Origin of the sequence: Streptomyces drozdowiczii (assembly GCF_026167665.1) — a bacterium.
Taxonomy (GTDB): domain Bacteria; phylum Actinomycetota; class Actinomycetes; order Streptomycetales; family Streptomycetaceae; genus Streptomyces; species Streptomyces drozdowiczii_A.
This window is the reverse complement of sequence record NZ_CP098740.1, coordinates 4,225,131-4,251,547: the sequence shown is the minus strand read 5'-3', so window position 1 is coordinate 4,251,547 and position 26,417 is coordinate 4,225,131. Positions and strand designations below refer to the sequence as shown.

At 72.3% G+C, this 26,417-nt stretch carries 26 protein-coding genes and 1 pseudogene; 10 read left to right on the top strand and 17 right to left on the bottom strand.

Annotation, left to right across the window (positions count from 1 at the left end):
- Nucleotides 1–4 precede the first annotated feature (4 nt).
- Nucleotides 5–1,584 (bottom strand): annotated as a pseudogene (locus NEH16_RS19410) (serine/threonine-protein kinase).
- A gap of 134 nt (nucleotides 1,585–1,718) precedes the next feature.
- The gene (locus tag NEH16_RS19405) at nucleotides 1,719–2,876 is read right to left on the bottom strand and encodes an acyl-CoA dehydrogenase family protein (protein WP_073968504.1); all 1,158 of its coding nucleotides are present in this window, start codon (nucleotides 2,874–2,876) and stop codon (nucleotides 1,719–1,721) included.
- A gap of 175 nt (nucleotides 2,877–3,051) precedes the next feature.
- Between NEH16_RS19405 and NEH16_RS19400 the strand changes: the two genes are divergently transcribed.
- Nucleotides 3,052–4,395: a UDP-glucose dehydrogenase family protein gene (locus NEH16_RS19400; protein ID WP_073968775.1), complete on the top strand. Its 1,344-nt coding sequence runs from the start codon at nucleotides 3,052–3,054 to the stop codon at nucleotides 4,393–4,395.
- 48 nt (nucleotides 4,396–4,443) lie between these two features.
- Nucleotides 4,444–4,803, top strand: coding sequence for a VOC family protein (locus NEH16_RS19395; protein WP_265544014.1), 360 nt, complete (start codon nucleotides 4,444–4,446; stop codon nucleotides 4,801–4,803).
- A 27-nt stretch (nucleotides 4,804–4,830) separates the two neighbouring features.
- Here the strand turns inward: NEH16_RS19395 and NEH16_RS19390 are convergent, their stop codons facing one another.
- The 3 genes from NEH16_RS19390 to NEH16_RS19380 are packed head-to-tail and all read right to left on the bottom strand — an operon-like array spanning nucleotide 4,831 to nucleotide 7,720.
- A complete protein-coding gene (locus NEH16_RS19390) occupies nucleotides 4,831–6,027 on the bottom strand; it encodes a dipeptidase (RefSeq protein ID WP_265544012.1) in 1,197 nt (398 codons plus the stop codon).
- Between the two features lie 11 nt (nucleotides 6,028–6,038).
- Entirely contained in the window at nucleotides 6,039–6,572 is a 534-nt protein-coding gene (gene purE / locus NEH16_RS19385; RefSeq protein ID WP_018104029.1) for a 5-(carboxyamino)imidazole ribonucleotide mutase, read from the bottom strand.
- Nucleotides 6,569–7,720, bottom strand: coding sequence for a 5-(carboxyamino)imidazole ribonucleotide synthase (locus NEH16_RS19380; RefSeq protein WP_265544009.1), 1,152 nt, complete (start codon nucleotides 7,718–7,720; stop codon nucleotides 6,569–6,571). The genes purE and NEH16_RS19380 overlap by 4 nt, the downstream gene beginning before the upstream one ends.
- A gap of 123 nt (nucleotides 7,721–7,843) precedes the next feature.
- Between NEH16_RS19380 and NEH16_RS19375 the strand changes: the two genes are divergently transcribed.
- Nucleotides 7,844–8,365: a GtrA family protein gene (locus NEH16_RS19375; protein ID WP_265544007.1), complete on the top strand. Its 522-nt coding sequence runs from the start codon at nucleotides 7,844–7,846 to the stop codon at nucleotides 8,363–8,365.
- Between the two features lie 10 nt (nucleotides 8,366–8,375).
- Here the strand turns inward: NEH16_RS19375 and NEH16_RS19370 are convergent, their stop codons facing one another.
- Nucleotides 8,376–9,641: an ATP-binding protein gene (locus NEH16_RS19370; RefSeq protein ID WP_073968509.1), complete on the bottom strand. Its 1,266-nt coding sequence runs from the start codon at nucleotides 9,639–9,641 to the stop codon at nucleotides 8,376–8,378.
- A gap of 87 nt (nucleotides 9,642–9,728) precedes the next feature.
- Complete coding sequence (locus NEH16_RS19365) at nucleotides 9,729–10,406, bottom strand: response regulator transcription factor (RefSeq protein WP_018104033.1); 678 nt, start codon at nucleotides 10,404–10,406, stop codon at nucleotides 9,729–9,731.
- Nucleotides 10,407–10,831: 425 nt separating this feature from the next.
- Here NEH16_RS19365 and NEH16_RS19360 point away from each other — a divergent pair, with 425 nt between their 5' ends.
- On the top strand, nucleotides 10,832–12,328 hold the full coding sequence (locus NEH16_RS19360) for a peptide MFS transporter (protein WP_073968510.1): 1,497 nt from the start codon (nucleotides 10,832–10,834) through the stop codon (nucleotides 12,326–12,328).
- An 86-nt stretch (nucleotides 12,329–12,414) separates the two neighbouring features.
- Here the strand turns inward: NEH16_RS19360 and NEH16_RS19355 are convergent, their stop codons facing one another.
- Entirely contained in the window at nucleotides 12,415–12,924 is a 510-nt protein-coding gene (locus NEH16_RS19355) for an ATP-binding protein (protein WP_073968511.1), read from the bottom strand.
- 256 nt (nucleotides 12,925–13,180) lie between these two features.
- Entirely contained in the window at nucleotides 13,181–13,549 is a 369-nt protein-coding gene (locus NEH16_RS19350; RefSeq protein ID WP_073968512.1) for an STAS domain-containing protein, read from the bottom strand.
- A 286-nt stretch (nucleotides 13,550–13,835) separates the two neighbouring features.
- Here NEH16_RS19350 and NEH16_RS19345 point away from each other — a divergent pair, with 286 nt between their 5' ends.
- Nucleotides 13,836–14,732 (top strand): RNA polymerase sigma factor SigF, encoded by an 897-nt coding sequence (locus tag NEH16_RS19345; RefSeq protein ID WP_073968513.1) that lies wholly within the window; start codon nucleotides 13,836–13,838, stop codon nucleotides 14,730–14,732.
- Between the two features lie 88 nt (nucleotides 14,733–14,820).
- Here the strand turns inward: NEH16_RS19345 and hutI are convergent, their stop codons facing one another.
- Genes hutI through hutU form a run of 4 tightly spaced genes read right to left on the bottom strand, consistent with a single transcriptional unit; the run spans nucleotide 14,821 to nucleotide 20,331 of the window.
- Entirely contained in the window at nucleotides 14,821–15,993 is a 1,173-nt protein-coding gene (gene hutI / locus NEH16_RS19340) for an imidazolonepropionase (RefSeq protein ID WP_265544003.1), read from the bottom strand.
- A gap of 53 nt (nucleotides 15,994–16,046) precedes the next feature.
- Complete coding sequence (locus NEH16_RS19335) at nucleotides 16,047–17,432, bottom strand: formimidoylglutamate deiminase (RefSeq protein WP_265544002.1); 1,386 nt, start codon at nucleotides 17,430–17,432, stop codon at nucleotides 16,047–16,049.
- Nucleotides 17,423–18,634: an allantoate amidohydrolase gene (locus tag NEH16_RS19330; RefSeq protein ID WP_265543999.1), complete on the bottom strand. Its 1,212-nt coding sequence runs from the start codon at nucleotides 18,632–18,634 to the stop codon at nucleotides 17,423–17,425. The genes NEH16_RS19335 and NEH16_RS19330 overlap by 10 nt, the downstream gene beginning before the upstream one ends.
- A gap of 38 nt (nucleotides 18,635–18,672) precedes the next feature.
- Entirely contained in the window at nucleotides 18,673–20,331 is a 1,659-nt protein-coding gene (hutU, locus tag NEH16_RS19325; RefSeq protein WP_265543997.1) for a urocanate hydratase, read from the bottom strand.
- A gap of 233 nt (nucleotides 20,332–20,564) precedes the next feature.
- Between hutU and NEH16_RS19320 the strand changes: the two genes are divergently transcribed.
- The 4 genes from NEH16_RS19320 to NEH16_RS19305 all read left to right on the top strand — a co-directional run bounded on the left by NEH16_RS19320 (nucleotide 20,565) and on the right by NEH16_RS19305 (nucleotide 22,736).
- Nucleotides 20,565–20,972, top strand: coding sequence for a hypothetical protein (locus NEH16_RS19320; RefSeq protein WP_073968518.1), 408 nt, complete (start codon nucleotides 20,565–20,567; stop codon nucleotides 20,970–20,972).
- On the top strand, nucleotides 20,969–21,757 hold the full coding sequence (locus NEH16_RS19315; RefSeq protein WP_265543995.1) for a transcriptional regulator: 789 nt from the start codon (nucleotides 20,969–20,971) through the stop codon (nucleotides 21,755–21,757). Before NEH16_RS19320 ends, NEH16_RS19315 begins: the two co-directional genes overlap by 4 nt.
- A 38-nt stretch (nucleotides 21,758–21,795) precedes the next feature.
- Nucleotides 21,796–22,251 carry a roadblock/LC7 domain-containing protein gene (locus NEH16_RS19310; RefSeq protein ID WP_073968520.1) on the top strand — a complete coding sequence of 152 codons (456 nt, stop codon included), beginning with the start codon at nucleotides 21,796–21,798 and terminating at the stop codon, nucleotides 22,249–22,251.
- A gap of 110 nt (nucleotides 22,252–22,361) precedes the next feature.
- Nucleotides 22,362–22,736 (top strand): hypothetical protein, encoded by a 375-nt coding sequence (locus NEH16_RS19305; RefSeq protein WP_073968521.1) that lies wholly within the window; start codon nucleotides 22,362–22,364, stop codon nucleotides 22,734–22,736.
- 50 nt (nucleotides 22,737–22,786) lie between these two features.
- On the opposite strand, the gene NEH16_RS19300 is transcribed toward NEH16_RS19305, so the two are convergent.
- The 3 genes from NEH16_RS19300 to NEH16_RS19290 all read right to left on the bottom strand — a co-directional run bounded on the left by NEH16_RS19300 (nucleotide 22,787) and on the right by NEH16_RS19290 (nucleotide 24,987).
- Nucleotides 22,787–23,632, bottom strand: a complete 846-nt coding sequence (locus NEH16_RS19300; protein WP_265543993.1) for a MurR/RpiR family transcriptional regulator — start codon at nucleotides 23,630–23,632, stop codon at nucleotides 22,787–22,789.
- Between the two features lie 104 nt (nucleotides 23,633–23,736).
- Entirely contained in the window at nucleotides 23,737–24,198 is a 462-nt protein-coding gene (locus NEH16_RS19295; protein ID WP_265543991.1) for a hypothetical protein, read from the bottom strand.
- Nucleotides 24,199–24,414: 216 nt separating this feature from the next.
- The gene (locus NEH16_RS19290) at nucleotides 24,415–24,987 is read right to left on the bottom strand and encodes a SigE family RNA polymerase sigma factor (protein ID WP_073968524.1); all 573 of its coding nucleotides are present in this window, start codon (nucleotides 24,985–24,987) and stop codon (nucleotides 24,415–24,417) included.
- A 219-nt stretch (nucleotides 24,988–25,206) separates the two neighbouring features.
- Here NEH16_RS19290 and NEH16_RS19285 point away from each other — a divergent pair, with 219 nt between their 5' ends.
- Nucleotides 25,207–25,632 carry a hypothetical protein gene (locus NEH16_RS19285; RefSeq protein WP_073968525.1) on the top strand — a complete coding sequence of 142 codons (426 nt, stop codon included), beginning with the start codon at nucleotides 25,207–25,209 and terminating at the stop codon, nucleotides 25,630–25,632.
- Nucleotides 25,633–25,635: 3 nt separating this feature from the next.
- Here the strand turns inward: NEH16_RS19285 and NEH16_RS19280 are convergent, their stop codons facing one another.
- Complete coding sequence (locus NEH16_RS19280; protein WP_265543988.1) at nucleotides 25,636–26,397, bottom strand: SDR family oxidoreductase; 762 nt, start codon at nucleotides 26,395–26,397, stop codon at nucleotides 25,636–25,638.
- Nucleotides 26,398–26,417 lie beyond the last annotated feature (20 nt).

Below are 26,417 nucleotides of genomic sequence, written 5' to 3'. Positions count from 1 at the left end.
AGCGCTAGGCCGCGTTGCGCCAGACGGTGACGTCACCCAGGACGAAGGCGACGCCGGGCATCGCGGTCGACTTCGTCGCGATCACGAACAGCGCGATGTCCCCCGAGGCGTTCTTGACGCAGATTTCGCTGCCGTTCGCCGAGGTGGCCAGCGGCAGGTTGTGACTCTTGCTGTGGTTGAGAAACAGACGGCACTCGTCGAGCGTGGCGCCCGGTTTGCCGGGCATCGCCACGAACACGCTCGTGTCGCTGTTCAGTTCGCAGCCGACCGACTTGCAGCTGAAGCGGATATCGCCCTCGTCTCCGTTCAACTCCTTGTACGGATTCGCGAGATTCACCGAGCGCTTCGTGTCCACCGTGACCTGGGCGTACGGCTCCGCCTGCGGCTCGCTGGGTGAAGGAGACACACTCGGCTCGGTCAGCGCGTCGGCGACCCTGCCCGCCGACTCCGGCGCCGTCTTCCGCGCCCCGGACGACGGAGTGACCGATGCCGACGCCCCGGCAGCGGCCCGGTGCTCTCCCCCGCCCATCGGCCCCATCGCCCGCCAGGCCAGCCCGAGGACCAGCAGCGCGCTCACCACGCCGACGGCCGACACCAGGGCGACGAGCCGCCTGCGCACCCCGCGCGCGACCGGTGCGGGCGGCGGCCCGGCCCAGGGGTCCGTCCGCACCGGGGTGGGCTCGGGCACCGGGGGCGGGACCTCGGTCTCCGGGCCGCCGATCTCGCCCCATACCGCGGGCGCTGTGCCCGCTTCGGCCTCCTCGCCCAGCCGCTGCCGGCACCACTCCACGATCTCCGCCGGGGCGGGCCGCTCGGCCGGGTCCGCGGCCAGGCAGCGGGCGAAGAGCGGGCGCAGGGGCTCGGGCAGCAGGGTGAGGTCGGGCTCGGAGTGGATGATCCGGTACAGCACGTAGACGCCCGGGCCGTCCCCGTAGAGCGGCTTGCCCAGCGCCGCGTAGGCCGCCGTCTGGGCCAGGGCGAAGACGTCGCTCGCCGCCGTGGCCCCCTCCCCGGACGCCTGCTCGGGGCCATGTACGCGGGGGTGCCGATCGGGTGCCCCGTCGTGGTGTACGAGGTCCCGTCGGCGGCCAGCGCGATGCCGAAGTCGATCACGCGCGGCCCGTCGGAGGCCAGCAGCACGTTGGACGGCTTCAGGTCGCGGTGGACGATGCCCTCGGCGTGGATCGCCTGGAGCGCCTCGGCCATGCCCGCCATCAGCCACAGCAGCGCGGGCACCGGCAGCGGGCCCTGGCGCGCCACGGCCTGGGTGAGGGAGGGCCCGGGCACGTACAGCGTGGCCAGCCAGGGCGTCGCGGCCTCCGCGTCGGCGTCGATCAGCTCGGCCGTGTACGCGCCGCGCACCCGCCGGGCCGCCCGGACCTCCCGGCCGAACCGCCTCCGGAAGTCCGGGTCGTCGGCCAGCTCCGGGCGTACGACCTTGATCGCCACGGCCCGGCCGTCCTCGGTGTGCGAGAGGTAGACCCGGCCCATGCCGCCCGCGCCGAGCCGGGCGGCGAGCCGGTAGCCGGCCACCTCGGCCGGGTCGTTCGCCTGAAGCGGCTCGAAGACATCCGTTACGTCCATCGACCCGTTCCCCCACTGTGATGCCCTGGCCAACGCCCGCAGCCTAGCAACGGCCTGACGCGGAGTTGATCAGCGTACGCATGCGACAGCCCCCGGCATCGCGGCCGGGGGCTGTGCGCTCGTCGAACGTCCCGTTACGGCAGGTTGCGCGCCATCACGATGCGCTGGACCTGGTTCGTGCCCTCGTAGATCTGGGTGATCTTGGCGTCGCGCATCATGCGCTCCACCGGGTAGTCCCGCGTGTAGCCGTAGCCGCCGAGGAGCTGGACCGCGTCCGTGGTGATCTCCATGGCGACGTCCGAGGCGAAGCACTTGGCGGCCGCGCCGAAGAACGTGAGGTCGGCGTCGACGCGCTCGGACTTGGCGGCGGCCGAGTACGTGAGCTGGCGGGCGGCCTCCAGCTTCATGGCCATGTCGGCGAGCATGAACTGCACGCCCTGGAAGTCCGCGATCGGCTTGCCGAACTGCTTGCGCTCCTGGACGTAGCCCTTGGCGTAGTCCAGCGCGCCCTGGGCGACACCGAGGGCCTGGGCCGCGATGGTGATGCGGGTGTGGTCCAGGGTCTTCATCGCGGTGGCGAAGCCGGTGCCCTCCTCGCCGATCATCCGGTCGGCGGGGATGCGGACGTTGTCGAAGTAGACCTCGCGGGTCGGGGAACCCTTGATGCCGAGCTTCTTCTCCGGGGCGCCGAAGGAGACGCCCTCGTCGGACTTCTCCACGACGAAGGCCGAGATGCCCTTGGAGCGCTTCTCCGGGTCCGTGACGGCCATGACCGTGTAGTACTCGGAGACGCCCGCGTTGGTGATCCAGCGCTTCACGCCGTTGAGGACCCAGAAGTCGCCGTCGCGCACGGCCCGGGTCTTCATGCCGGCCGCGTCGGAGCCCGCGTCCGGTTCGGAGAGGCAGTACGAGAACATGCCGTCGCCCTTGGCCAGCGGGCCCAGGTACTTCTTCTTCAGGGCCTCGGAGCCGGACAGGACGACCGGGAGCGAGCCGAGCTTGTTCACGGCCGGGATCAGGGAGGAGGACACGCAGGCGCGGGCCACCTCCTCGATCACGATGACCGTGGCGAGCGCATCGGCGCCGGCGCCGCCGTACTCCTCCGGTACGTGGACCGCGTGCAGATCGGCGGCGGTGAGGGCGTCCAGCGCCTCCTGCGGGAAGCGGGCCTCCTCGTCGACCGCGGCCGCGAACGGGGCGATCTTCGCCTCGGCGAGCGCACGCACCGTCTCACGGAGCATCTCGTGCTCCTCAGCCGGACGGTACAGGTCGAAATCGGTCGAACCCGCCAAGACGCTCACTCCCCAGGGTGCTAACTACCGTTAAGTAACCCAATTTTAGGCGTTCGACCCGCCCCCGGCATACGCGCTCGGGCCGTGAGCTGCGCGACAGCCGGAAATGGGAGGTTTCACGGGCGGGACTATGCTCGTGCACCGCATCTCTGTCCGCACCTCACAGGAGCACTTCATGGCCCTCAGGATCACCGTGATCGGCACCGGCTATCTGGGCGCCACGCACGCCGCGGCCATGGCGGAACTCGGCTTCGAGGTCCTGGGCCTCGACGTCGTGCCCGAGAAGATCGAGATGCTGTCCGCCGGCCGGGTCCCGATGTACGAGCCGGGCCTGGAGGAGATGCTCCAGCGGCACGTCGCGGGCATCGAGGGCTCCACCGGGCGGCTGCGGTTCACCACCTCCTGGGAGGAGGTGGCCGACTTCGGCGACGTGCACTTCGTCTGCACGAACACCCCGCAGAAGCACGGCGAGTACGCCTGTGACATGACGTACGTCGAGAGCGCCTTCGACTCGCTGGCACCGCTGCTCACCCGCCCCGTCCTCGTCGTCGGCAAGTCCACCGTGCCCGTCGGCTCCGCCGCCCGCCTCGCCGCCCGCCTCGCGGAGCTGGCCCCCGTGGGCGCCGACGCCGAGCTGGCCTGGAACCCGGAGTTCCTGCGCGAGGGCTTCGCGGTGGACGACACCCTGCACCCGGACCGGATCGTCGTCGGCGTGACGAGCGAGCGGGCGGAGAAGGTGCTGCGCGAGGTGTACGCCGTCCCGGTGGGCGAGGGCTCCCCGTTCGTCGTGACGGACTACCCGACCGCCGAACTGGTGAAGACGGCCGCCAACTCCTTCCTGGCCACCAAGATCTCGTTCATCAACGCGATGGCCGAGGTCTGCGAGGCCGCCGACGGCGACGTGGCGAAGCTGGCCGAGGCCATCGGCCACGACGAGCGCATCGGAAGCAAGTTCCTGCGGGCCGGTATCGGCTTCGGCGGTGGCTGCCTGCCCAAGGACATCCGCGCCTTCATGGCCCGCGCCGGTGAGCTGGGCGCGGACCAGGCGCTGACGTTCCTCCGCGAGGTCGACTCGATCAACATGCGCCGCCGGGGCCACATGGTCGAGCTGGCCCGCGAGGCCGTGGGCGGCGGCTCCTTCCTCGGCAAGCGGGTCGCCGTGCTCGGCGCCACGTTCAAGCCGGACTCGGACGACGTACGCGACTCCCCCGCGCTCAACGTGGCCGGCCAGATCCACCTCCAGGGCGGCCAGGTCACCGTGTTCGACCCGAAGGGCATGGAGAACGCCCGCCGCGTCTTCCCGACCCTCGGTTACGCGGAGAGCGCGCTCGACGCGGTGCGCGGCGCGGACGTCGTGCTGCACCTGACGGAGTGGCGCGAGTTCCGGGAGCTGGACGCGGAGGCGCTGGGCGCGGTCGCGGGCCACCGGATCATCCTCGACGGGCGCAACGCGCTCGACCCGGTCGCGTGGCGCGAGGCCGGCTGGACGTTCCGCGCGATGGGCCGCCCGACGGCCTGACCCCGGCGCACACTAGGGCCTGTCCGTACTTCTCCCCGAGGAGGAAACATGGCTCTGGCCTCAGTGGGCGCCGTCGTCCTGGACTGCCCCGACCCCGTCGCCCTGGCGCACTTCTACGCGGCGCTGATCGGCGGCACGGTCGAGCAGCAGGAGGACTGGGTGGACCTCAAGGGCGGCGCGGGCGCCCCGCTCGCCTTCCAGGCCGCGCCCGGCTTCGTACCGCCGAAGTGGCCGAGCGCCGACGCCTCGCAGCAGTTCCACCTGGACCTGACCGTGGAGGATCTGGACGCGGCGGAGCGGGAGGTGCTGGCGCTGGGCGCGACGGTGCTGGAGGCGGACGACCGGGAGCGCACCTTCCGGGTCTACGCGGACCCTGCGGGGCACCCGTTCTGTCTCTGCGCCTGTTGAAAGCCTGCTGAGAAGCGCCCCGGTGGCTCAGGCCGCCGGGGCGTCCAGCTCTTCGATCGTGGCGTGCGAGGGGCCGCGCCGGGTGCGCAGGTCCCGCGCCACGTCCTCGGCGTCGCGCAGCACCCGTACGGCGTTCCGCCAGGTGAGCTTGGCCAGGTCGGCGGCGGACCAGTTCCGGCGCAGCAGCTCCGCGATCAGGTTCGGGTAGCCGGCGACGCTCTCCAGGCCCTGCGGGAGGAACGCGGTGCCGTCGTAGTCGCCGCCGATGCCGATGTGGTCGACGCCCGCGACCTCGCGCATGTGGTCGAGGTGGTCGGCGATGGTGGCCACGGTCGCGACCGGGCGCGGGTTCGCCGCCTCGAACGCGGCGTGCAGCTTCATCGCCTGCTCGGTGGTGTCCAGGTGGTGCAGCCCGTGCGCGCGCAGGTTCTCGTCGGCGGCCTGCGTCCAGGCGACGGCCTCCGGCAGGACGAACTTCGGCACGAAGGTGGCCATGGCGATGCCGCCGTTGGCCGGGAGCTGCGCGAGGACGTCGTCGGGGATGTTGCGCGGGTGGTCGCAGACGGCGCGCGACGAGGAGTGCGAGAACATCACCGGCGCCGCGGAGGTGGCGAGCGCGTCCCGCATGGTCGTCGCGGCGACGTGCGAGAGGTCGACCAGCATGCCGGTGCGGTTCATCTCGCGGACGACCTCGTGGCCGAACGGCGAGAGGCCGCCCACGCCGGGCTCGTCGGTCGCGGAGTCCGCCCAGGCGATGTTGTCGTTGTGGGTGAGCGTCATGTAGCGGACGCCCAGGGCGTGCAGTCCGCGCAGGGTGCCCAGCGAGTTGTCGATGGAGTGGCCGCCCTCGGCCCCCATCAGCGAGGCGATCCGGCCCTCGGCGCGGGCCGCCTCCATGTCGTCGGCGGTCAGGGCGCGCCGGAGGTCGGCCGGGTAGCGCTCCAGGAGTTCGGCGACGGCGTCGATCTGTTCCAGGGTGGCGCTGACGGCGGCGTCGCCCGCGAGGTCGGAGCGCACGTAGACGGACCAGAACTGGGCGCCGACGCCCCCGGCGCGGAGCCGGGGGATGTCGGTGTGCAGATGGGCCGACTGGTCGGTGGCGATGTCGCGTACGGCCAGGTCGTACTGGACCTGCTCGCGCAGCGCCCAGGGCAGGTCGTTGTGCCCGTCGACCACCGGGTACTCGGCGAGGAGTTCCCGGGCCCGGTCCAGTCGGTCCGTCATGGTGCCTGCTTTCAGAAGCCGAAGGACTCCGCGCCCGCCGCCTTCTGGCGCAGCCGCTTGCCCTTCTCGGTGGCCTGGTCGTTGAGGTCGCCCAGGAACTCCGTCATCCGGCCCTGGAGCTCGGGGTCGGCGGCGGCCAGGACGCGGACGGCCAGCAGTCCGGCGTTGCGCGCCCCGGCGATGGAGACCGTGGCGACGGGGATGCCGGCGGGCATCTGGACGATGGACATGAGGCTGTCCATGCCGTCCAGGTACTTCAGCGGGACCGGTACGCCGATGACGGGCAGCGGGGTGACCGAGGCGAGCATGCCGGGCAGGTGGGCGGCGCCGCCCGCGCCCGCGATGATCGCCTTGAGGCCGCGGCCCGCCGCGTTCTCGCCGTACGCGATCATCTCGCGGGGCATGCGGTGGGCGGAGACGACGTCGACCTCGTACGGGATGCCGAACTCGTCCAGGGCCTTGGCCGCCGCTTCCATGACGGGCCAGTCGGAGTCCGAGCCCATGACGATGCCGACGACCGGTGCGGCGGAGGCGGGGGAAGTCATTCGGTGATCGTTCCTCGCAGGTAGTCGGCCGCGTGCCGGGCGCGCTCGCGCACGTCCGCCAGATCGTCGCCGTAGGTGTTGACGTGTCCGACCTTGCGGCCGGGCTTCACGTCCTTGCCGTACATGTGGATCTTGAGCTGCGGGTCGCGCGCCATGCAGTGCAGGTAGCCCTGGTACATGTCCGGGAAGTCGCCGCCGAGGACGTTGCACATGACCGTCCAGGGGGCGCGGGGGCGCGGGTCGCCGAGGGGGAGGTCGAGGACCGCGCGGACGTGGTTGGCGAACTGCGAGGTGATCGCGCCGTCCATGGTCCAGTGGCCGGAGTTGTGCGGGCGCATGGCCAGCTCGTTGACGAGGATGCCGGGCTTCCCGTCGGGTCCGCGGGTCTCGAACAGCTCCACCGCGAGGTGGCCGACGACGCCCAGCTCGGAGGCGATGCGCAGCGCGAGCTGCTGGGCCTCGCCCGCCAGCGCCTCGTCCAGCTCGGGGGCCGGGGCGATGACCGTGTCGCAGACGCCGTCGACCTGGATGGACTCGACGACCGGGTAGGCCACGGCCTGGCCGTGCGGCGAGCGGACGATGTTGGCCGCCAGCTCCCGTACGAAGTCGACCTTCTCCTCGGCGAGCACCGGGACACCGGCCCGGAACGGCTCGGCCGCGTCCGCCTCGGAGCGGACCACCCAGACGCCCTTGCCGTCGTAGCCGCCGCGCACGGTCTTGAGGATGACCGGGAAACCTCCCGCCTCCTCGGCGAAGGCCGCGGCGTCGGCCGGGTCCTTCACGATGCGGTGGCGGGGGCAGGGCGCGCCGATCTCGGTGAGTTTCGCGCGCATCACCCCCTTGTCCTGGGCGTGCACCAGAGCGTCGGGGCCGGGGCGCACGGGGATGCCGTCCGCCTCCAGGGCCCGCAGGTGCTCGGTGGGGACGTGCTCGTGATCGAAGGTGATCACGTCACAGCCGCGCGCGAAGGCCCGCAGCGTCTCCAGGTCGCGGTAGTCGCCTACGACGACCTCGCCCGCCACCTGGGCCGCGGAGTCCTGAGCGGTGTCGCTGAGGAGCTTGAACTTGATGCCGAGGGGGATACCCGCCTCGTGGGTCATACGGGCGAGCTGACCGCCACCGACCATGCCGACTACCGGGAACGTCACGCTCCCAGGGTATCCGCACCGGTCGCGGACGGTCCTGGCCGGGGGCGTGCGGGCCGCGCGCTGGTTAGCATGGCCGGGTTGACGGAACATGGAGCGGGACCTACGGACGGACTGAGCAGTCATATGAACGAGCGAGGCGCACTGCGGGCCCGGCTGGAGCTGCTGGCCCGGGAGATCGCCAAGTTCGGCGTGGTCGGCGCGGTCGGCCTGGTCGTGAACATCGCCGTGTCCAATCTGCTCTGGCGCTACACCGATATCCCGACCGTGCGGGCCGGCCTGCTCGCCACGTTCGTCGCGATCCTCTGCAATTACGTGGGCTTCCGCTACTGGACGTACCGCGACCGCGACAAGACCGGCCGCACGCGTGAGCTGACGCTGTTCCTGCTGTTCAGCGCGGTGGGCGCGGTGATCGAGACCGGCGTGCTGTACGTGGCGACGTACGGGTTCGGCTGGGACACCCCGGTCCAGAGCAACGTCTTCAAGATCGTCGGGATCGGTGTCGCGACGCTGTTCCGCTTCTGGTCGTACCGGACGTGGGTCTTCAAGGCGCTGCCCGCGCCTTCGGAGGGCGTTGCCGACAAAGAGGCCCTGGTGACGGTGCCGGCGCCCGCGGCGCGGGTCGAGGCGGATCCGGCGCGTCGCTGAGCGGGCGGCGCTACCGCACCGGGCGTTCCGGTTCTTCCCGTGACTGGGCCATGCGGCTCAGGAAGAGGGCGAAGACCGGGGGCTGCTGCTGGAGGAGTTCCAGGCGGCCGCCGTCCGCCTCCGCGAGGTCGCGGGCGACCGCGAGGCCGATGCCCGTGGAGTTGCGGCCGCTGATGGTCCGCTCGAAGATCCGGGCGCCCAGGTCCGCCGGGACGCCGGGGCCCTCGTCCGTGACCTCGATGACCGCCTGGTTGCCGGTGACCCGCGTGCGCAGCGCGACCGTACCGCCGCCGTGCATGAGGGAGTTCTCGATCAGCGCGGCCAGGACCTGGGCGACCGCGCCCGGGGTGCCGACGGCGCTCAGCCCCTGCTTGCCGGAGCAGACGATGGCGCGCCCCTCGCCCCGGTAGGCCGGGCGCCACTCCTCGATCTGCTGCTTGACGACCTCGTCCAGGTCGAAGACGACCGCCGAGCCGGTCCGGGGGTCCCGGGCATTGGTCAGCAGCCGCTCCACCACGTCCGTGAGCCGTTCGACCTGGGCGAGGGCGATGTGCGCCTCCTCCTTCACGGTCTCCGGGTCGTCGGTCAGCGAGATCTCCTCGATCCGCATGGACAGGGCCGTGAGCGGCGTGCGCAGCTGGTGGGAGGCGTCCGCGGCGAGCCGGCGTTCGGCGGTGAGCATCCGGGCGATCCGCTCGGCGGAGGAGTCCAGGACGTCGGCGACCCGGTCCAGCTCGGGCACCCCGTACCGCTTGTGGCGCGGGCGGGGGTCGCCGGAGCCCAGGCGTTCTGCGGTCTCCGCGAGGTCGGTGAGCGGCGAGGCGAGCTTGTTGGCCTGGCGTACGGCGAGGAGGACGGCGGAGACGATGGCCAGCAGCGCCACCGCGCCGATGATCATCAGCGTGCGGCCGACCTCGCGGGTGACGGCGGAGCGGGACTCCTCGACGGTGACGGTCTCGCCGTGCTCGCCCGTCTCCGTGGCGGTGATCACGCTGCCGCCGGGGCGCCGGCCGACTTCGATGGGGGCGCGGCCGGGCATCTTGACCAGGGCGTAGCGCTTGTCGTCGATCTGTTCGGCCAGCACGGCGGGGTTGATCCGCTCGGAGCCCAGGAGCCGGCTCTCGATGACGCTGATCAGCCGCAGCGCCTCGGAGTCGACGCTCTCCTGGGCGCTGCTGCTGATGGTGCGGGTCTCGACGATGACGAGGGAGACGCCGAAGACGGCGATCACCACGAGCACGACGGCGAGGGTCGAATTGATCAGTCGTCGGCGCATGCCCGCTTCTGTACGTCGGTCGGCTCGGGTCGGACAGCAAGGACGCTACAGGCCCCGAAGGACGCTACAGGCCCCGAACGAAAGGCCCTAGCTCTTCTCGAAGCGGAAGCCGACGCCCCGGACCGTGGCGATGTAGCGCGGGTTGGCCGCGTCGTCGCCGAGCTTCTTGCGGAGCCAGGAGATGTGCATGTCGAGCGTCTTGGTGGACGACCACCAGGTGGTGTCCCAGACCTCGCGCATCAGCTGGTCGCGGGTGACGACCCGGCCCGCGTCCCGGACGAGGACCCGCAGGAGGTCGAACTCCTTCGCGGTGAGCTGCAACTCCTCCTCACCCATCCAGGCCCGGTGCGATTCGACGTCGATGCGGACGCCGTGCGTGGCGGGCTGGGGGGCGGGCTCGGTGGCGCCGCGCCGCAGCAGGGCCCGGACCCGGGCGAGCAGCTCGGCGAGGCGGAAGGGCTTGGTGACGTAGTCGTCGGCGCCCGCGTCGAGCCCGACGACCGTGTCCACCTCGTCCGCGCGGGCGGTGAGGACCAGGACCGGCACGGTGTGACCCTCGGCACGCAGCCGGCGGGCGACTTCGAGGCCGTCCATCCCGGGCAGCCCCAGGTCGAGCACGACCAGGTCGATGCCGCCCTGGAGTCCGGCGTCGAGCGCGGTCGGTCCGTCTTCCCGCACCTCGACCTCGTAACCCTCCCGCCGCAGGGCGCGGGCCAGCGGCTCCGAGATGGATGCGTCGTCCTCGGCGAGCAGTACACGGGTCATGCACTGATGGTAGTCCGCGCGGCGGACAGCTAGGGAGGCGATCCGAGAGCCCTGCGGGAGTGGGTGCCGTTACCGGTAGGACCTTCGAATATGCGAGTGTGGTTGCCCCTGGACCTGTGATCCATCTCTCAAGTCCTTCCATATCGGGCTCTGTCGTGTCGTATGGTGTCTCAACGCCTATTGCACTACTCAAGGACCTTTGGGCAGCTCTGAGCGCCAAGGGTCTCTTTTGTGTGCGGGGCCGGTACCCGCCGGCCCGGAAGTTTCAGTGAATGACCTGTGGGCCGGGCCCGGACCGCCGATGAAGGCGCTCCGGGTGTGGATCCCGTCGCGGAGGGGCGTACCCGTGACGGTGCCGGCCTCCCCCCACCGGGCGCGTACCCGCTTCGTCGAGGCGCCGCGTCCCGAGCACACAAGGATCGATCATGGCGTCCAGCCTGACGAAGGACCCGTCGAGCACCGTTGGTGGCGAGAAGACCTTCTTCGGCCACCCCCGGGGCCTGGCCACGCTCTTCATGACCGAGATGTGGGAGCGTTACAGCTTCTACGGCATGAAGGCACTGCTCCCGCTGTACCTGATCGCGCCCGGCGGCATGCACATGAACGCCACCACGGCCACCGCGATCTACTCGGTCTACATGGCGATGGTCTACCTGCTCGCCATGCCCGGCGGCTGGATGGCCGACCGCTTCTGGGGGCCGCGCAAGACGGTCGCCATCGGCGGCGCCGTCGTCATCCTCGGCCACATCACGCTCGCCGTGCCGAACTCGGTGACCTTCTTCGCGGGCCTGGTGCTCGTGGCGCTCGGTTCCGGGCTGCTGAAGGCGAACATCTCCACGATGGTCGGCCACCTCTACGACGGCCCGGAGGACCCGCGCCGCGACGGTGGCTTCACGCTCTTCTACATCGGCATCAACGTGGGCGCCTTCCTCGCCCCGCTGACCATCGGCACCGTCGGCGAGAACGTCAACTGGCACTTCGGCTTCGCGCTCGCGGCGCTCGGCATGGCCCTGGGCCTGGCCCAGTTCATGCTCGGCACCCGCCACCTGAGCCCGCAGAGCGACGTCGTCTCGACGCCCGCCACCGAGCAGGAGAAGCAGTCCGCCCTGCGCAAGGGCCTGATCTGGCTGATCGTCGCGGCCGTCGTCTACGGCCTGATGGCCGTCACCGGCAACTTCGCCGACTGGTCCACGGTGCCGCTGAGCATCGCCGGCCTGGTCATCCCGGTCGCCGTCCTGGCGCGCATGAAGCGCGACAAGGAGCTGACGTCGACCGAGCAGTCCAAGCTGTCGGGCTACATCTGGTTCTTCGTGGTCGCCGCCGTCTTCTGGATGATCTACGACCAGAACGGCTCGACCCTGTCGATCTTCGGTGAGAACTCGACCACCAACCACCTGCTGGGCTTCCACTTCCCGACGTCCTGGTACCAGTCGCTGAACCCGATCTTCATCATGGCGATCGCCCCCGTGGTCGCCTCGGGCTGGCTGTGGCTGAACAAGCGCGGCAAGGAGCCGAGCACCGCCGTCAAGTTCGCCTCCAGCCTCGTGCTGATCGGCATCTCCTTCGCGGTCTTCCTCATCCCGCTGATCGACACCGCCGCCAACGGCGGCAAGGTCAGCCCGATGTGGCTGGTGGCGATCTACTTCATCCAGACCGTCGCGGAGCTGTGCCTCTCGCCGGTCGGCCTGTCGGTCACCACGAAGATGGCCCCGGCGAAGTACAGCTCCCAGATGATGGGCGTGTGGTTCCTCGCCGTGACCGCCGGCGACTCGCTGACCGGGCTGCTCACGGCCCCGCCCGTCGGCGTCGACCTGAACACCACGGGTTCCGTCGTCTTCGAGGTGATCCTCGCCCTCATCGCCGGTGTGGGCATCTGGATGTACCGCAAGAAGGTCGCCCAGCACATGGGCGACGTGCACTGAGTCCGTATCCCGTACGGGAAGACGGGGAAGGGGCCCCGCACCGGTTCGCCGGTGCGGGGCCCCTTCCGTACGCCTGGGGACTGCCGTTACGCCGGAGCGGCCAGCTCCGCCCACACGGTCTTGCCGGGCTCGCCCGGCACCCGTACGACTCCCCAGTCCAGGCAGAGCCGCTGCACGATGAACATGCCGTGGCCGCCGGGCCGCCCGGCCCGGTGCGGCGTACGCGGCTGGGGCTGGCCCGCGCCGCCGTCGGCGACCTCCACGCGGAGCGCCTTGGCGCTGCGGGCGATTCTGATCTCGTCGGGGCCGCCCGCGTGCAGGCACGCGTTGGTGACCAGTTCGGAGACGACCAGCAGGAAGTCCTCCGCGGCGGCGCGGCGGTCGGCGCCGGCCGCGGGGAGCCAGCCCCAGTCGCGGAGCGCCTCGCGGGCGAAATCACGGGCCGTCGGCACGATGCCGGTGGCCTCCCGCAACGACAGCGTGCGCCACTGCCGCTCGGCGGCCTCCGTCGGCCGGACGGGCTCGGCGGAGGAAACGCCCGCGCCCTCCGGCTCGCGGCCGAGGTCGCCCGGCGGATGCTGCCGGGTGGTGCTCATCAGCGCTTCACCTCACCGATCCACCATGTCGCCATTGGACAGATACGAACCATTGAACAGATACGACTACACATACCGATGCGAATACCGATACGGACACTGATACAGGAACCGCACAGGCACTGAGGGCCAGGCCGCCCGGGCTCGCCGGAAGATCTCCTGCCCGGCCGAACCGCGTCGACACCCCCTACCGCTTCGCGGATCGCGAAACTCACGCGACGGACGAGGCCGACGGGGCCGCCGGAGGGCGACCCGGTCAGGTCTCCAGGGCCTCGGCGAGGGAGGCGTGGACGGTGAATACCGCCTCGGCCCCCGTGATCTCGAAGACCCGCGCCACCATGGGCTGCATCGCCGCCAAATGAACCCCTCCCCCGGCTTCCTCCGCCTTGAGGCGGGCACCGAGCAGCACGTTCAGCCCGGTGGAATCACAGAAGTCGAGTCGCGAGCAGTCGACCACCAGGCGCGCACGCCCCTGTTCGACCGCGCTCTCCAGCGGCTCGCGCAGCAGATCCGCCGTGTGGTGATCGAGCTCACCCACGGGCGTCACCACCTCGCTGCGCCCCTCGGTCCGGGCCTCGACCTGTAGCCGACCCCGGTTCGCACTGCCGACCGTCCCGCGGTCCATTCCCGACCCTCTTCACCGCTCGTCACTGTCCGCATCCCGCACATGCGGATGCGTGCACAGCTGTCACTGATGTTCTTGGAACAGTACGCGTTCCGTGCGCCACGCGGAAGCCGGAGACCTCAACAAAGCGGACATAGCCGGGCATTTGGAGGTTGTACCGAGTCATGGCGAGCGGGTAAGGGTAGAGGGACCCCAAAAAACGCGACCGGCTTCGGAGGCGCCGCTTCACCGCAGGAACACGTATGGGCATCGGCAGCCATATGCCGAGAACGATGGAGGAGACCGCATGTCACCCCGGCTCGACGTACCGCGTACCCACAACGCGCCGTCGGCATGTCCTCAGGGACAGACCGAATCACCCACCGAAGCGCTCGACGGACTCGAGGGACTTCCCGAGATCCCGCCCTACACCGAGGTGGGGGCGCTGGACGCCAGGGCCCTGTCGAAGACGCTCTTCACCCGGCTGGAGACCCTCGAAGAGGGCACGCCGGAGTACGCCTACGTACGCAACACCCTCGTCGAGCTGAACCTGGCCCTGGTCAAGTTCGCCGCGTCCCGCTTCCGCTCCCGCAGCGAGCCGATGGAGGACATCGTCCAGGTCGGCACGATCGGCCTGATCAAGGCGATCGACCGCTTCGAGCTGAGCCGGGGCGTCGAGTTCCCGACTTTCGCGATGCCGACCATCGTCGGCGAGATCAAGCGTTTCTTCCGCGACACCAGCTGGTCCGTGCGCGTCCCGCGCCGCCTGCAGGAGCTGCGGCTCGACCTGGCCAAGGCGGGCGACGAGCTCGCCCAGCAGCTCGACCGGGCGCCCACCGTGGGCGAGCTCGCCGACCGCCTCGGCCTCACCCGTGACGAGGTCGTGGAGGGCATGGCCGCGAGCAACGCGTACACCGCGAGCTCGCTCGACGCCAAGCCCGAGGAGGACGAGCACGAGGGCGCGCTGGCCGACCGGATCGGCTACGAGGACCACGGGCTCGAAGGCATCGAGTACGTCGAGTCCCTGAAGCCGCTCATCGCCTCGCTGCCGGGCCGCGACCGCCAGATCCTCTCGCTCCGGTTCGTCGCCAACATGACGCAGTCGGAGATCGGCGAGGAGCTGGGCATCTCGCAGATGCACGTCTCGCGGCTGCTGTCGCGCACCCTGGTCAAGCTCCGCAAGGGTCTGACGCTGGACGAGTGAGCCGTCTCCCGCGCCCCGTGCGCGGACAGCCGGAAAGGACCTGCCCCGGACGGGGCAGGTCCTTCCGCGTTCCGGGGCGCCGCCCGGGTCAGACCACGCGTGCGCCGGCGCGCCAGACCTCGTGGACGAGCGGCACGCCCGGCCGGTACGCGAGGTGGACGTGGCTGGGCGCGTCCAGGACCACCAGGTCGGCGCGGGCGCCCGGGGCGAGGCGGCCGACGTCCTTCCGCCGCAGGGCGGCCGCGCCGCCCGCCGTGGCGGCCCAGAGGGCTTCGTCCGGGGTCATGCCCATGTCCCGTACGGCGAGGGCGACGCAGAACGGCAGGGACGAGGTGAACGAGGAGCCCGGGTTGCAGTCCGTGGACAGGGCGACGGTCGCGCCCGCGTCGAGCAGCCGGCGGGCGTCCGGCCAGGGGGCGCGGGTGGAGAACTCGGCGCCGGGCAGCAGCGTCGCGACGGTCTCCGACTGGGCGAGGGCGTCGACGTCCGCGTCGGTGAGGTGGGTGCAGTGGTCGGCGGACGCGGCGTCCAGTTCCACGGCCAGCTGGACGCCGGGCCCGTGGCCGAGCTGGTTGGCGTGGACCCGGGGGTGCAGGCCCCGGGCGCGGCCGGCGGTGAGGATCGCCCGCGCCTGGTCGCCGTCGAAGGCGCCGCGCTCGCAGAAGACGTCGATCCAGCGGGCGTACGGGGCGCAGGCGTCGAGCATCGGTCCGGTGACCAGGTCCACGTATCCGGCGGGGTCGTCGGCGTAGTCCGGGGAGACGATGTGGGCGCCGAGGAAGGTGACCTCGTCGGTGTGGCGGGCGGCGACGCGCAGGGCGCGGGCCTCGTCCTCGACGGTGAGGCCGTAGCCGGACTTGGTCTCGAAGGTGGTGGTGCCCTGGCGCAGCGCCTCGGCGAGGTAGCGGGCGACGTTGGCGGAGAGCTGTTCGTCGGTGGCGGCGCGGGTGGCGGCGACGGTGGTGCGGATGCCGCCGGCGCTGTAGGGGCGGCCGGACATCCGGGCGTTGAACTCCTGGGTGCGGTCGCCCGCGAAGACCAGGTGGGAGTGGGAGTCCACGAAGCCGGGGATCACCGCCCGGCCGCCCGCGTCGACGGCGTTGTCAGTGGCGGGTGCTTTGCTGGACGCACCGGTCCAGACGACGCGGTCGCCCTCGATGACGACGGCCGCGTCCTGGATCAGTCCGAGGGGGGACTCGTCGCCGAGGGAGGGGTCGTTGGTGACCAGTGCGGAGATGTGGGTGATGGCGGTCGTCGTCATCGGGGGGCTGCTCTCCTTGCGTGGGAGCCGGGGTGTGGTCGCCGGGGTGCCGCTCAGTGGCGCAGCGCGCCGATGGCCTGGGCGAGTGCTCGCGGGACGTCGTCCACCAGCGTGTGCCGTCCGTCGCGTACGAGGTGGCGCCCCGCCACCACGGTGTGGCGGACGTCCGCCGCGGAGGCGGCGAATACGGCGGTCTCCGCTGCCAGTCGTGGCACCGGTCCCGCCGTCCTGACGGAGTCGAGCGCGATCGTCACCAGGTCGGCGGGGGCGCCCGGTTCGAGGACGCCCGCGTCGGGTCGGCCGAGCGCGGCGTGGCCGTCGGCGGAGGCGGCGCGCAGCAGGGCGGCGGCCGTCCAGTGGCCGCGCCTGCGGGTGCGCAGCCGCTCGTTCAGCTCCATCGCGCGGGCCTCCTCGAAGAGGTCGATCACCGCGTGGCTGTCGCTGCCGAGCGAGAGCGGGGATCCGGCGTGCTGGAGGGCGGCCGCGGGGCCGATGCCGTCGGCGAGGTCCCGTTCGGTGGTCGGGCACATGCAGGTGCCGGTGCCCGTCGAGCCGATGAGGGCGATGTCCTCGTCGGTGAGGTGGGTGTTGTGGACGCCGGTGGTGCGGAGTCCGAGGACGCCGTGGTCGGCGAGGAGCCGGGCCGGGGTGCGTCCGTGGGCGGCGAGGCAGGCGTCGTTCTCGGCGGTCTGCTCGGAGAGGTGGACGTGCAGGGGGGCCTGGCGTTCCTCGGCCCAGCGGGCGACGGTGGAGAGCTGACCGGCCGGGACCGCCCGCACGGAGTGGACGGCGGCGCCGATGACCGTGTGGTCGTCGCCCTTGAGGAGGGCGGCGCGTTCGGCCCAGGCGTCGGCGGTCCCGTCGCTGAAGCGTGCCTGGTGCCGGTCGGGCTCGCGGTAGTCGTCGGGCCCGGAGCCGAATCCGGCGGAGAGGTAGGCGGTGTCGAGCAGGGTGATCCGGATGCCGGCCGCGCGGGCGGCCGCGATCAGGGCCTCGCCCATGGCGTTGGGGTTGTCGTAGGGCGTGCCGCCGGGCGCGTGGTGCAGATAGTGGAATTCGCCGACCGCGGTGATGCCCGCGAGCGCCATCTCCGCGTACACGGCGCGGGCGAGCGCGTAATAGGTGTCGGGCGTGAGCCGGGACGCCACCTGGTACATGGTCTCGCGCCAGGTCCAGAAGGTGCCCGAGCCGACCTGGACGGTGGAGCGCAGGGCGCGGTGGAAGGCGTGCGAGTGGGTGTTGGCCAGGCCGGGCAGGGTGAGCCCGCGCAGCGCGGTGGCGCCGGGCGGCGGGGCGTCCACTCCGGTGCGTACGCGGGCGATGCGCCCGTCGGACACGTCCAGGGCGACGCCCGGCTCGACATGGGTGCCGAGCCAGGCGTGGGACAGCCAGTACGTCTCGGTGACGGGTGTGCCCGTCGCCTCCGTCGTCAGCGGCACGCGAGACCTTCCAGTACGTCGGCGAGTGCGATGACCCCGGCCACGCAGTCGTCCTCGGCGGCGTGCTCGGCCGGCGAGTGCGAGATCCCGGTCGGGTTCCGTACGAACAGCATGGCGGTCGGGACCGAAGCGGACAAAATACCCGCGTCGTGCCCGGCGCCGGTGCCGAGCACGGGGACCGGGCGGCCGGTGCCGTGGGCGGAGCCCTTGAGCAGGGTGGACAGCTCGTCGCGCAGGGCGTGCCCGAACTCGACCACGGGCGTGAACGACTCCCGGACGACGTCCAGGTCGATGCCGGCCCGCTCCGCGTGCTCCCGGGCGGCGCGCTCGACGGCGGCGACGACCGTGTCCAGGGTGTCCTGGTCGGCGGCGCGCGAGTCGAGCCAGCCGCGCACGAGGGACGGGATCGCGTTGACCCCGTTGGGCTCGACGGCGACCTTGCCGAAGGTGGCGAGGGCGCCCGCGAGTTCCGCCTCCCGCCGGGCGGCGATGACGGTCTCGGCGTACGTGAGCATCGGGTCCCGGCGGTCGGCGAGCCGGGTGGTGCCCGCGTGGTTGGCCTCGCCCCGGAAGTCGAACCGCCAGCGCCCGTGCGGCCAGATCGCGGAGGCGATGCCGACGGGGTCGCCGGTGAGGTCGAGGGCGCGGCCCTGCTCGACGTGGAGCTCCACGAAGGCGCCGATCCGGGCGAGCCGTTCGGGGTCGGGGCCGATGGCGTCGGGGTCGTGTCCGGCGGCGGCCATGGCCTGCGGGAGGGTGACGCCGTCCGCGTCGCGCAGCCGGTGCGCGGCCTCGACGGTCAGCTGCCCCGCGGCGAGCCGGGAGCCGACGCAGGCGAGGCCGAACCGGGCGCCCTCCTCGTCACCGAAGTTGGTGATGGCCAGCGGCTTGGTGAACTCCACTCCCCTGCGGCGGAGTTCATCGAGCGCGGCGAACGAGGAGACGACGCCGAGCGGCCCGTCGAAGGCGCCGCCGTCGGGCACGGAGTCGAGGTGCGAGCCGGTGACGACGGCGTCCCCGGCGAGCGGGTCCCCGAGCCAGGCCCACTGGTTGCCGTTCCGGTCGACCTCGACGGCCAGCCCCCGAGCCTCGGCCTGCGCCCGGAACCACTCCCGGCAATCGCCATCGGCCCCGGTCCACGCGTACCGCCGATACCCTCCGCTGCCGGCGTGCCGCCCGATGGGCGCGAGCTCGGCCCACATGGCTTGGAAGGAGGCTCCCCCGGCCGGCCGCCCGGCCGTCACGCGTCCTCCCGCATCGGCACCCGCACGCCCTTGTCCGAAGCCACCGCGTCCGCGATGTCGTACCCCGCGTCAACGTGCCGGATCACGCCCATGCCCGGGTCGTTCGTCAGCACCCGCCGGATCTTCTCGCCGGCCAGCGGCGTGCCGTCCGCGACGGTCACCTGTCCGGCGTGGATGGACCGGCCCATGCCGACCCCGCCGCCGTGGTGGAGGGAGACCCAGGACGCGCCCGACGCCACGTTGACCATGGCGTTCAGCAGCGGCCAGTCCGCGATCGCGTCGGAGCCGTCGAGCATGGCCTCGGTCTCGCGGTACGGGGAGGCCACGGACCCGCAGTCCAGGTGGTCGCGCCCGATCGCCAGCGGCGCCGCGAGCTCGCCGCTCGCCACCATGTCGTTGAAGCGCTCGCCGGCCCGGTCGCGTTCGCCGTAGCCGAGCCAGCAGATGCGGGCGGGCAGGCCCTGGAAGTGGACGCGCTCGCCGGCCATCCTGATCCAGCGGTGCAGGGACTCGTTCTCCGGGAAGAGTTCGAGCAGCGCCTTGTCCGTCTTGTGGATGTCGGACGCCTCGCCGGACAGGGCCGCCCAGCGGAACGGTCCCTTCCCCTCGCAGAACAGCGGCCGGATGTAGGCGGGGACGAAGCCGGGGAAGTCGAAGGCGCGCGCGTATCCGGCGAGCTGCGCCTCGCCCCGGATCGAGTTGCCGTAGTCGAAGACCTCCGCGCCGGCGTCCATGAAGCCGACCATCGCCTCGACGTGCCGGGCCATCGACTCGCGGGCGCGGCCGGTGAAGTCGGCGGGCTTCTCGGCGGCGTACGAGGCCATGTCGTCGAAGTCGACGCCGACCGGCAGGTAGGCCAGCGGGTCGTGTGCGCTGGTCTGGTCGGTGACGATGTCGATGGGGGCGCCCTCGGCGAGCATCCGGGGCAGCAGCTCCGCCGCGTTGCCGAGGAGGCCGATGGAGAGCGGGCGGCGGGCATCCCGCGCCTCGACGGCGAGCTGGAGGGCGTGCTCCAGGGAGTCGGCCTTCACGTCCAGGTAGCGGTGCTCGATGCGGCGCTCGATGGCGCGCGGGTCGCAGTCGATGCAGATCGCGACGCCGTCGTTCATGGTCACGGCGAGCGGCTGGGCGCCGCCCATGCCGCCGAGCCCGGCGGTCAGGGTGATCGTGCCGGCCAGCGAGCCGCCGAACTTCTTGGCGGCGACGGCGGCGAAGGTCTCGTACGTGCCCTGGAGGATGCCCTGGGTGCCGATGTAGATCCAGGAACCGGCGGTCATCTGGCCGTACATGGTGAGCCCGAGCGCCTCCAGGCGGCGGAACTCCTCCCAGTTCGCCCAGTCGCCGACCAGGTTGGAGTTGGCGATCAGGACGCGCGGCGCCCACTCGTGCGTCTGCATGACGCCGACCGGCCGCCCGGACTGGACGAGCATCGTCTCGTCCTGCTTGAGCGTGCGCAGCGTACGGACCATCGCGTCGAAGGAGCGCCAGTCGCGGGCCGCCTTGCCGGTGCCGCCGTAGACGACGAGCTTGTCGGGGTGCTCGGCGACCTCGGGGTCGAGGTTGTTCTGGAGCATCCGCAGGGCGGCTTCCTGCTGCCATCCCAGGGCGGTCAATTCCGTACCGCGCGGCGCCCGTACGGGGCGGGGTCCTGACATGGCGGTGCCTCCTCGCGACTGTGAATTTTCTATTCACATCTTGAGTGGCTGAATAGCTCCAGTCAACAGGCGGGGCCGCACGGGCTCACCGCACGTCAGAAGCGGCGCGTGGCGGGGCATTCTCCACCAACCACCCGCATGTACCGATGGAAAATGCCAGAACCTCCACCAGGAGAGAGCACGATGCGTAACCTCAGGGTCACAGCCGAACGCCGTGTCGGAGGGGAATCCGCGTGCCCGGAATCGACGAGTGCCTGCTCGACGTCATGAGACTGCCCGGTGCCAGGGGCGCCGCCGTTGTCGACTGGACGAGCGGTCTGGCCCTCGGCACCGTCGGTGACTCGCCCAACGGCGATCACGAGGCGACCGCGGCGGAGACGGCGGAGGTGGCGCGGATGGCGGCCGAGCAGCCCGCCTTCGCCCTCGGCGCGCCGGAGCCGGCGGCGGGCGGGGCGGGGAGCGCTCCCCCGGTCGAGGACGTCATCGTCACCACCGCCGCCGGGTACCACATCCTCCGGTTCGTGGAGACGGACTTCGACAGCAGCGTCTTCCTCCACCTGTGGCTCGACCGCGCCGAGGGCAACCTCGCGCTCGCCCGGATACGCATCGGCGAGATCGCCGAGCGGCTGGTCCTCGCATGACCGCCGCCCTCGCGGACGAGGCCGCCGCCCCCGTGCTCTCCCCGATGCTCCAGCGGCTCGCCGCCGAGCGGGCCACCGGCGCCCTGATGCGCGACCGGGGCACGCTCTACCTCGCCGACGGCAAGGTCGTCCACGCCGAGTCCCCCGCGACGCCCGGGATCGACGTCCTGCTCACCCGGGGCGGTGCGCTGCGCCGCGAGGGCTGGTGGGACGCGGTCGCCGAGGCGGGGGCCGGGCAGCGGGTCGGCCGGCATCTCGTGGACAGCGGCCGGGTGCCGGGCGGCGCGCTGGAGCTGTGCCACCTGGGCGCCCTGTACGACGCGGCCTTCTTCGCCCTCGCGCCGACCCGGACGCCCGCACGCTTCCGGTACGGGGTCGCGCACTGGATCGGCACCGTGCGGCCGGTCCCGGTGGACGCCGTGCAGCGCGAGACCCTGCGGCGCCGCGAGCTGCTGGACCGGATCTGGCCGGACGCCGCGGTGGACACCGCCCCGCTGAGGCCGACGGGCCGGCCGTCCGACGCGCCCGTGCCGGTGGGCCGGCGCCGCGTGCTGGAGCGCGTGGACGGGGTGCGTACGGCCACCGGCATCGCGCAGGAGCTCGGCAGGTCCGCGTTCCACGTCCTGGTCGACCTGCGGCGGCTCGCGGCGGCCGGTCTGGTCGAGCCGGTCCCGCCGGCGGCCCCGGGCGCCCCGGAGCCGGGCCGGATCGCGTTCCCCGAGGTCACGGCCGACCCCGACGTCGCCCTGCTGCGCCGGCTCCGAGACGCATTGGAGGCCCTGTGATACGCGCGCTCAGACAGCGTGCCGGAAGGAGACAGCTGATGGTGCCCGAAGCCGAAGCGCAGGACGTCCTCGCCGAACTCCAGCGGTTACGGGCACGGGTCCCGCTCCTCTCCGGCGCACTGGCGGCCAGCACCGACGGGCTCGTCCTGGCGCACGACACCCCGGGCGTGGAGGCCGAGGGGGTCGCCGCGCTCACCGCCGCCGCCCTGGGCGTCGCGATCCGGATGACCGAGGCGACCGGGCGGAACGGCTTCCGCGAACTCCTCGTACGCGGCGAGGCGGGCTACATCGCGACGTACGCGGCGGGGTCCCAGGCCGTCCTGACCCTGCTGGCCGAGGACCGGATCAACGTGGGCCGGCTCCATCTGGAGGGCCGCCGCGCCGGCTCCCGGATCGGCGAGCTGATCGACCGCGCCCTGGCCCGGGCCCCGCAGCCGGCCCCCGCGCCCCGCGCCCCGCAGCAGCCGGGCGCCCTCCCGCAACGCCCGACCTGAGCCCACCGGCATCCCGGGCGGCCCCAGAGCCACTGGCACCACCGGCATCACCCCGCACCACGCAACGGAACCGGCCGCAGTGGCCGGTCAGAGAATAGGGAGCACCACTCATGGCGAACACCGAAGCGTCACTGAAGGAAGCGATGTCGTCCATCGAGGGCACCACCGGTGTCGCCCTCGTCGACTACACGAGCGGCATGGCGCTGGGCACCCTCGGCGGCGGCAAGGACTTCAACCTGGAGGTCGCGGCGGCCGGCAACACCGACGTCGTACGCGCCAAGCTCCGCACCATGGAGCACCTGGGCATCAAGGACGAGATCGAGGACATCCTGATCACCCTCGGCACCCAGTACCACCTGATCCGCCTCCTCAAGACCCGCGGCAACAACGGCCTGTTCCTCTACCTGGTCCTCGACGGCAGCCGCGCGAACCTGGCGATGGCCCGCCACCAGCTGAAGAGGATCGAGGCGGACCTGGAGGTCTGAGGGCGGTTCCGGGGGTGCGGGCCGCCCGCGGCCCGCACCCCCGCCCGGGGTCACTCCACGAACAACCCCCGCGCCGCCGCCCCCGTGTCGAACTCCTCCAGGCGGGCCTGGGCGTCGGGCAGGGCGTCGCACATGGCCTCCAGGAGGACCCGGCCCAGGAGCATCGGGGCGCAGGCGGTGTCGAAGGCGAGGCCGGTGCCGACGGCGGCCGGGATGAGCAGGTCGCTGTGGCGGGCCACCGGCGCGAACGCGGAGTCGGCCACCGACACCACGGTGAGCCCCCGGCCGCGCGCGTACGCCAGGGCGTCCACGACCTCGCGCGGGTGACGAGGCAGCGCGAAGCAGATCAGCGCGGTCGCCCCGGCCCGCCGGGCGGCGTCGATCCGGTCGTGCAGCATGCTGCCGCCCTCGTCGAGCACCCGCACGTCCGGGTGCACCTTCGCCGCGAAGTACCCGAATCCGCGCGCCTGCGAGGACGCCGCGCGCAGCCCGAGCACCGGCAGCGGCCGGGACGCGGCGAGCAGCCGGCCCGCCCGTTCGACGGGGCCCGGGTCGGCGAGGAGTTCGGCCAGGTGGCGCAGGTTCTCGATCTCGCCGAGCACCGCCTGCTGGTACTCGTTGTACGTCTGGTCGCCCTCGCCCGCCTCCGCCCCCACCGGGGCGACCTCGCGCAGGTGCTTGCGCAGTGCCGGGTAGCCGTCGAAACCGAGCGCGACGGCGAACCGGGTGACGGACGGCTGGCTGACCCCGGCCAGCTCGGCCAGCTCGACGCTGGAGAGGAACGGGGCGTCTCCGGCCCTGCGCACCATCGAGTGGGCGATGCGCCGCTGCGTGGGCGTGAGCCGGCGCCCCTCGAACAGCTCCTGCAACCGCGCGGCCGGGCTGCTCCCGCTCATCCTGTCCCCTCGATAGATCCGCCGCGCCGCGGCCCGGCGCCGACGAATCCATTCAGCCAGCAAGGTGTCTGCATGTCCATATGCAGCCGGGCGAGCCGGACGGGTCAGCCGACGGGCTTCCCGTGCAGGACCTCCTCGACCGACACCCAGGACTCCCACCGCCGGACGGTGACCCGGAGCGTCCGGCCGTCGTCCACCGTGCCGGACCACACGGCGCTGCCCTCCTCCTTCTCCCGCGCGCTCGGCGACGCGGAGTGCAGCCCGCACCGCTCCATCGCCCCGCGCAGCGCCGTCACCTGGGACCGGGCGGTCGCGGTGGCCTCGTACTCGATGACCCGGTGCTGGGCCAGGGCGTGGCCGCTGCCCGTGTAGAGCACGGAGTACCGCTGCTGGCCCGGCTCGTCCGCCGGGACGAAGGACGCGGGGCAGGCGCCGTCGAGGCCCACCTGGGGCAGGGCGTCGCTGCGCGGTCCGGCGCCCTCCGGGAGGCTCGCGGTCTCCTTCCAGTGCCAGGTCGCGTACCCCGGGAGCTCGCCGGCCGGGCGCATCACCACCTCCCCGTCCACCCGGAAGGGGTTGGCCGTCGTGGTGCTGACCGTCTGCCGCGCCTCGGGGCCGTCCGACGGAAGAAGCAGGCCCCACGCCCCGGCCGCCGCCAGGACGACCGCGCCCGCCGCGCCTCCCCGGACCGCACGGGCGCGGGTGCGCCGCCGCTGCCCCGGGCACGGATGTCCCCGGCTTCGGGGAGCCGTATGGCGACGTCCTCGATCAGGTCCTCGACCTCAGCCATGCCGCACCCGCCCCTTCCGCTCCGCCGCGCTCCGCTCCGCGACCGCATTCCGTGCCACCTGGCGCCCCGTCACGACCGGGGTGTCGGCCAGCCGTTCGCCGAGGATCTTGCGGGCCCGGTGCAGCCGGGTCCGTACCGCGCCGTTCGACGCCCCCGTCTCCCGGGCCACCTCCTCCACGGGCAGGCCGAGCATGTGGTGCAGCACCACCGCCTGCCGCTGGTCCCGGTTCAGCTCCTCCAGCGCACCCATCAGCGCCACCCGGTCCTCGGAGAGGCCGGGCACATCGGCGGGCACCCCGTGCCGGAAGTGCGCCCGCAATCTGCCGCGCGTCCGGCGCCAGGTGCTGATCGACAGCCGCACCGCCACGGTCCGCACCCACGGGAGCGGGTCGCCGGAACCGGACACCTTGTCCCACCGCTGCCAGGCCCGCACATACGCCTCCTGCACCGCGTCCTCCGCCTCCCCCAGGTCGCCCGTCATCGCGTACACCGTGGCGACCAGGCGTTTGGCGGTCGCCGCGTAGAACGCGTCGAACGCCTCCACTTCCTCAGTGCCTGCCGTCATGGCCCCCGCCTGTCTGCTCGCCCTGCCTGGTTGTGCCTCTGTCCAGTTACACGCCCGGGCGGCGGCGGATGTTACCGACGACTTTCACGAACCCCGAAACGAACTCCGAAACGAGCCCCGAAGCGAATCCCGGACGGCCCCGGACCGCCCCGGAACAGCCCTCGAACCGGGGGGTTAGCCCCACTGTCCCGGCCGCCTCCGCTCCGTACCGTGGGAACCATGGACGCACCCGACACCGAGCTCGACAGGGAGCTCAAGGCGACTTTGCAGGCCCGCAGCGAGCTGGGGGCCGACTACGACTCCGCGCTCGTCGAGTCGTTCCTGGAGAAGGTGGAGCAGCGGCTCGACGCCACGCTCGACCGCAGGGTCCGGCGGCATCTCGCCGAGGAGCGGACCGCCGTCGCGCGCGGCGCGCGCACCCCGGAGCGCCCGCCCGGGAACTTCGGCGAGCGCTACGGCTTCGGCATCGTCTCCCTGGTCCTGGCCGTCCCGCTGTCCGCGATCGGCGCCGCGAACGCCGGCATCGGCGGGCTCGTCGTGGCCTGGCTCGGGATCGTCGGCGTCAACGCCTTCCAGGCCGGCCACGGCAGGCGGCTGTTCCGGGGCCGCGAGGAGCGGCGGACGGCCTCCGACTGGGAGGACTGAGCCTCACGCCTGACGGGTCGGCAGCACGATCAGCTGACGCAGGTTGATGTGGCGCGCGCGGCTCGTGGTGTACGCGATGAGGTCGGCGATCTCGTCGGACGAGAGGCCGCCCAGCGCCTCGAACATGCCGTCCAGCTGGCCGCTCAGCTCCGCGTTGTCGACGTGCCCGGCCAGCTCCGAGTCGGTGAGGCCCGGCTCGATGTTGGTGACGCGGACGTCGCGCGGCCCGAGTTCGGTGCGGAGCGAGGCCGACAGATAGGTGAGCGCGGCCTTCGTGGCGCCGTAGACCGCGTAGTTGGGGAACGTGATGTGCGCGCCGATCGAGGAGATGTTGACCAGGTCGGCGGTGCGGCCATCGGCGGCAGCCGCCACCAGGTCCGCGGTGAAGGCCCGGATGACGCGCAGCGCACCGGACACATTGGTGTCGAGCATCCGCTGCCACTCGTCGGCGCGCCCCGCCTCCACGGGGTTCGGCAGCATCACCCCGGCCGCGTTGACGACCAGGTCCACCGGGCCGAACGCGGCGTGCACCCGGTCCGCGGCCGCGTCCACGGACGCCTGGTCGGTGACGTCGGCGGCGACGGCGAGGGCGCGACCGCCGTCCGCGGTGATCTTCGCGGCCAGCTCCTCCAGCCGCTCCGCGCGGCGGGCCAGCAGTGCCACCCGTACGCCCTGCGCGGCGAGCAGCCGGGCGGTCGCCGCGCCCATGCCGCTGGCGGCTCCGGTGATGACGGCGGTGCGGTCGGCGAGGTTCTCGTACGGCATGGGGTGCTCCCTGTGTGGTC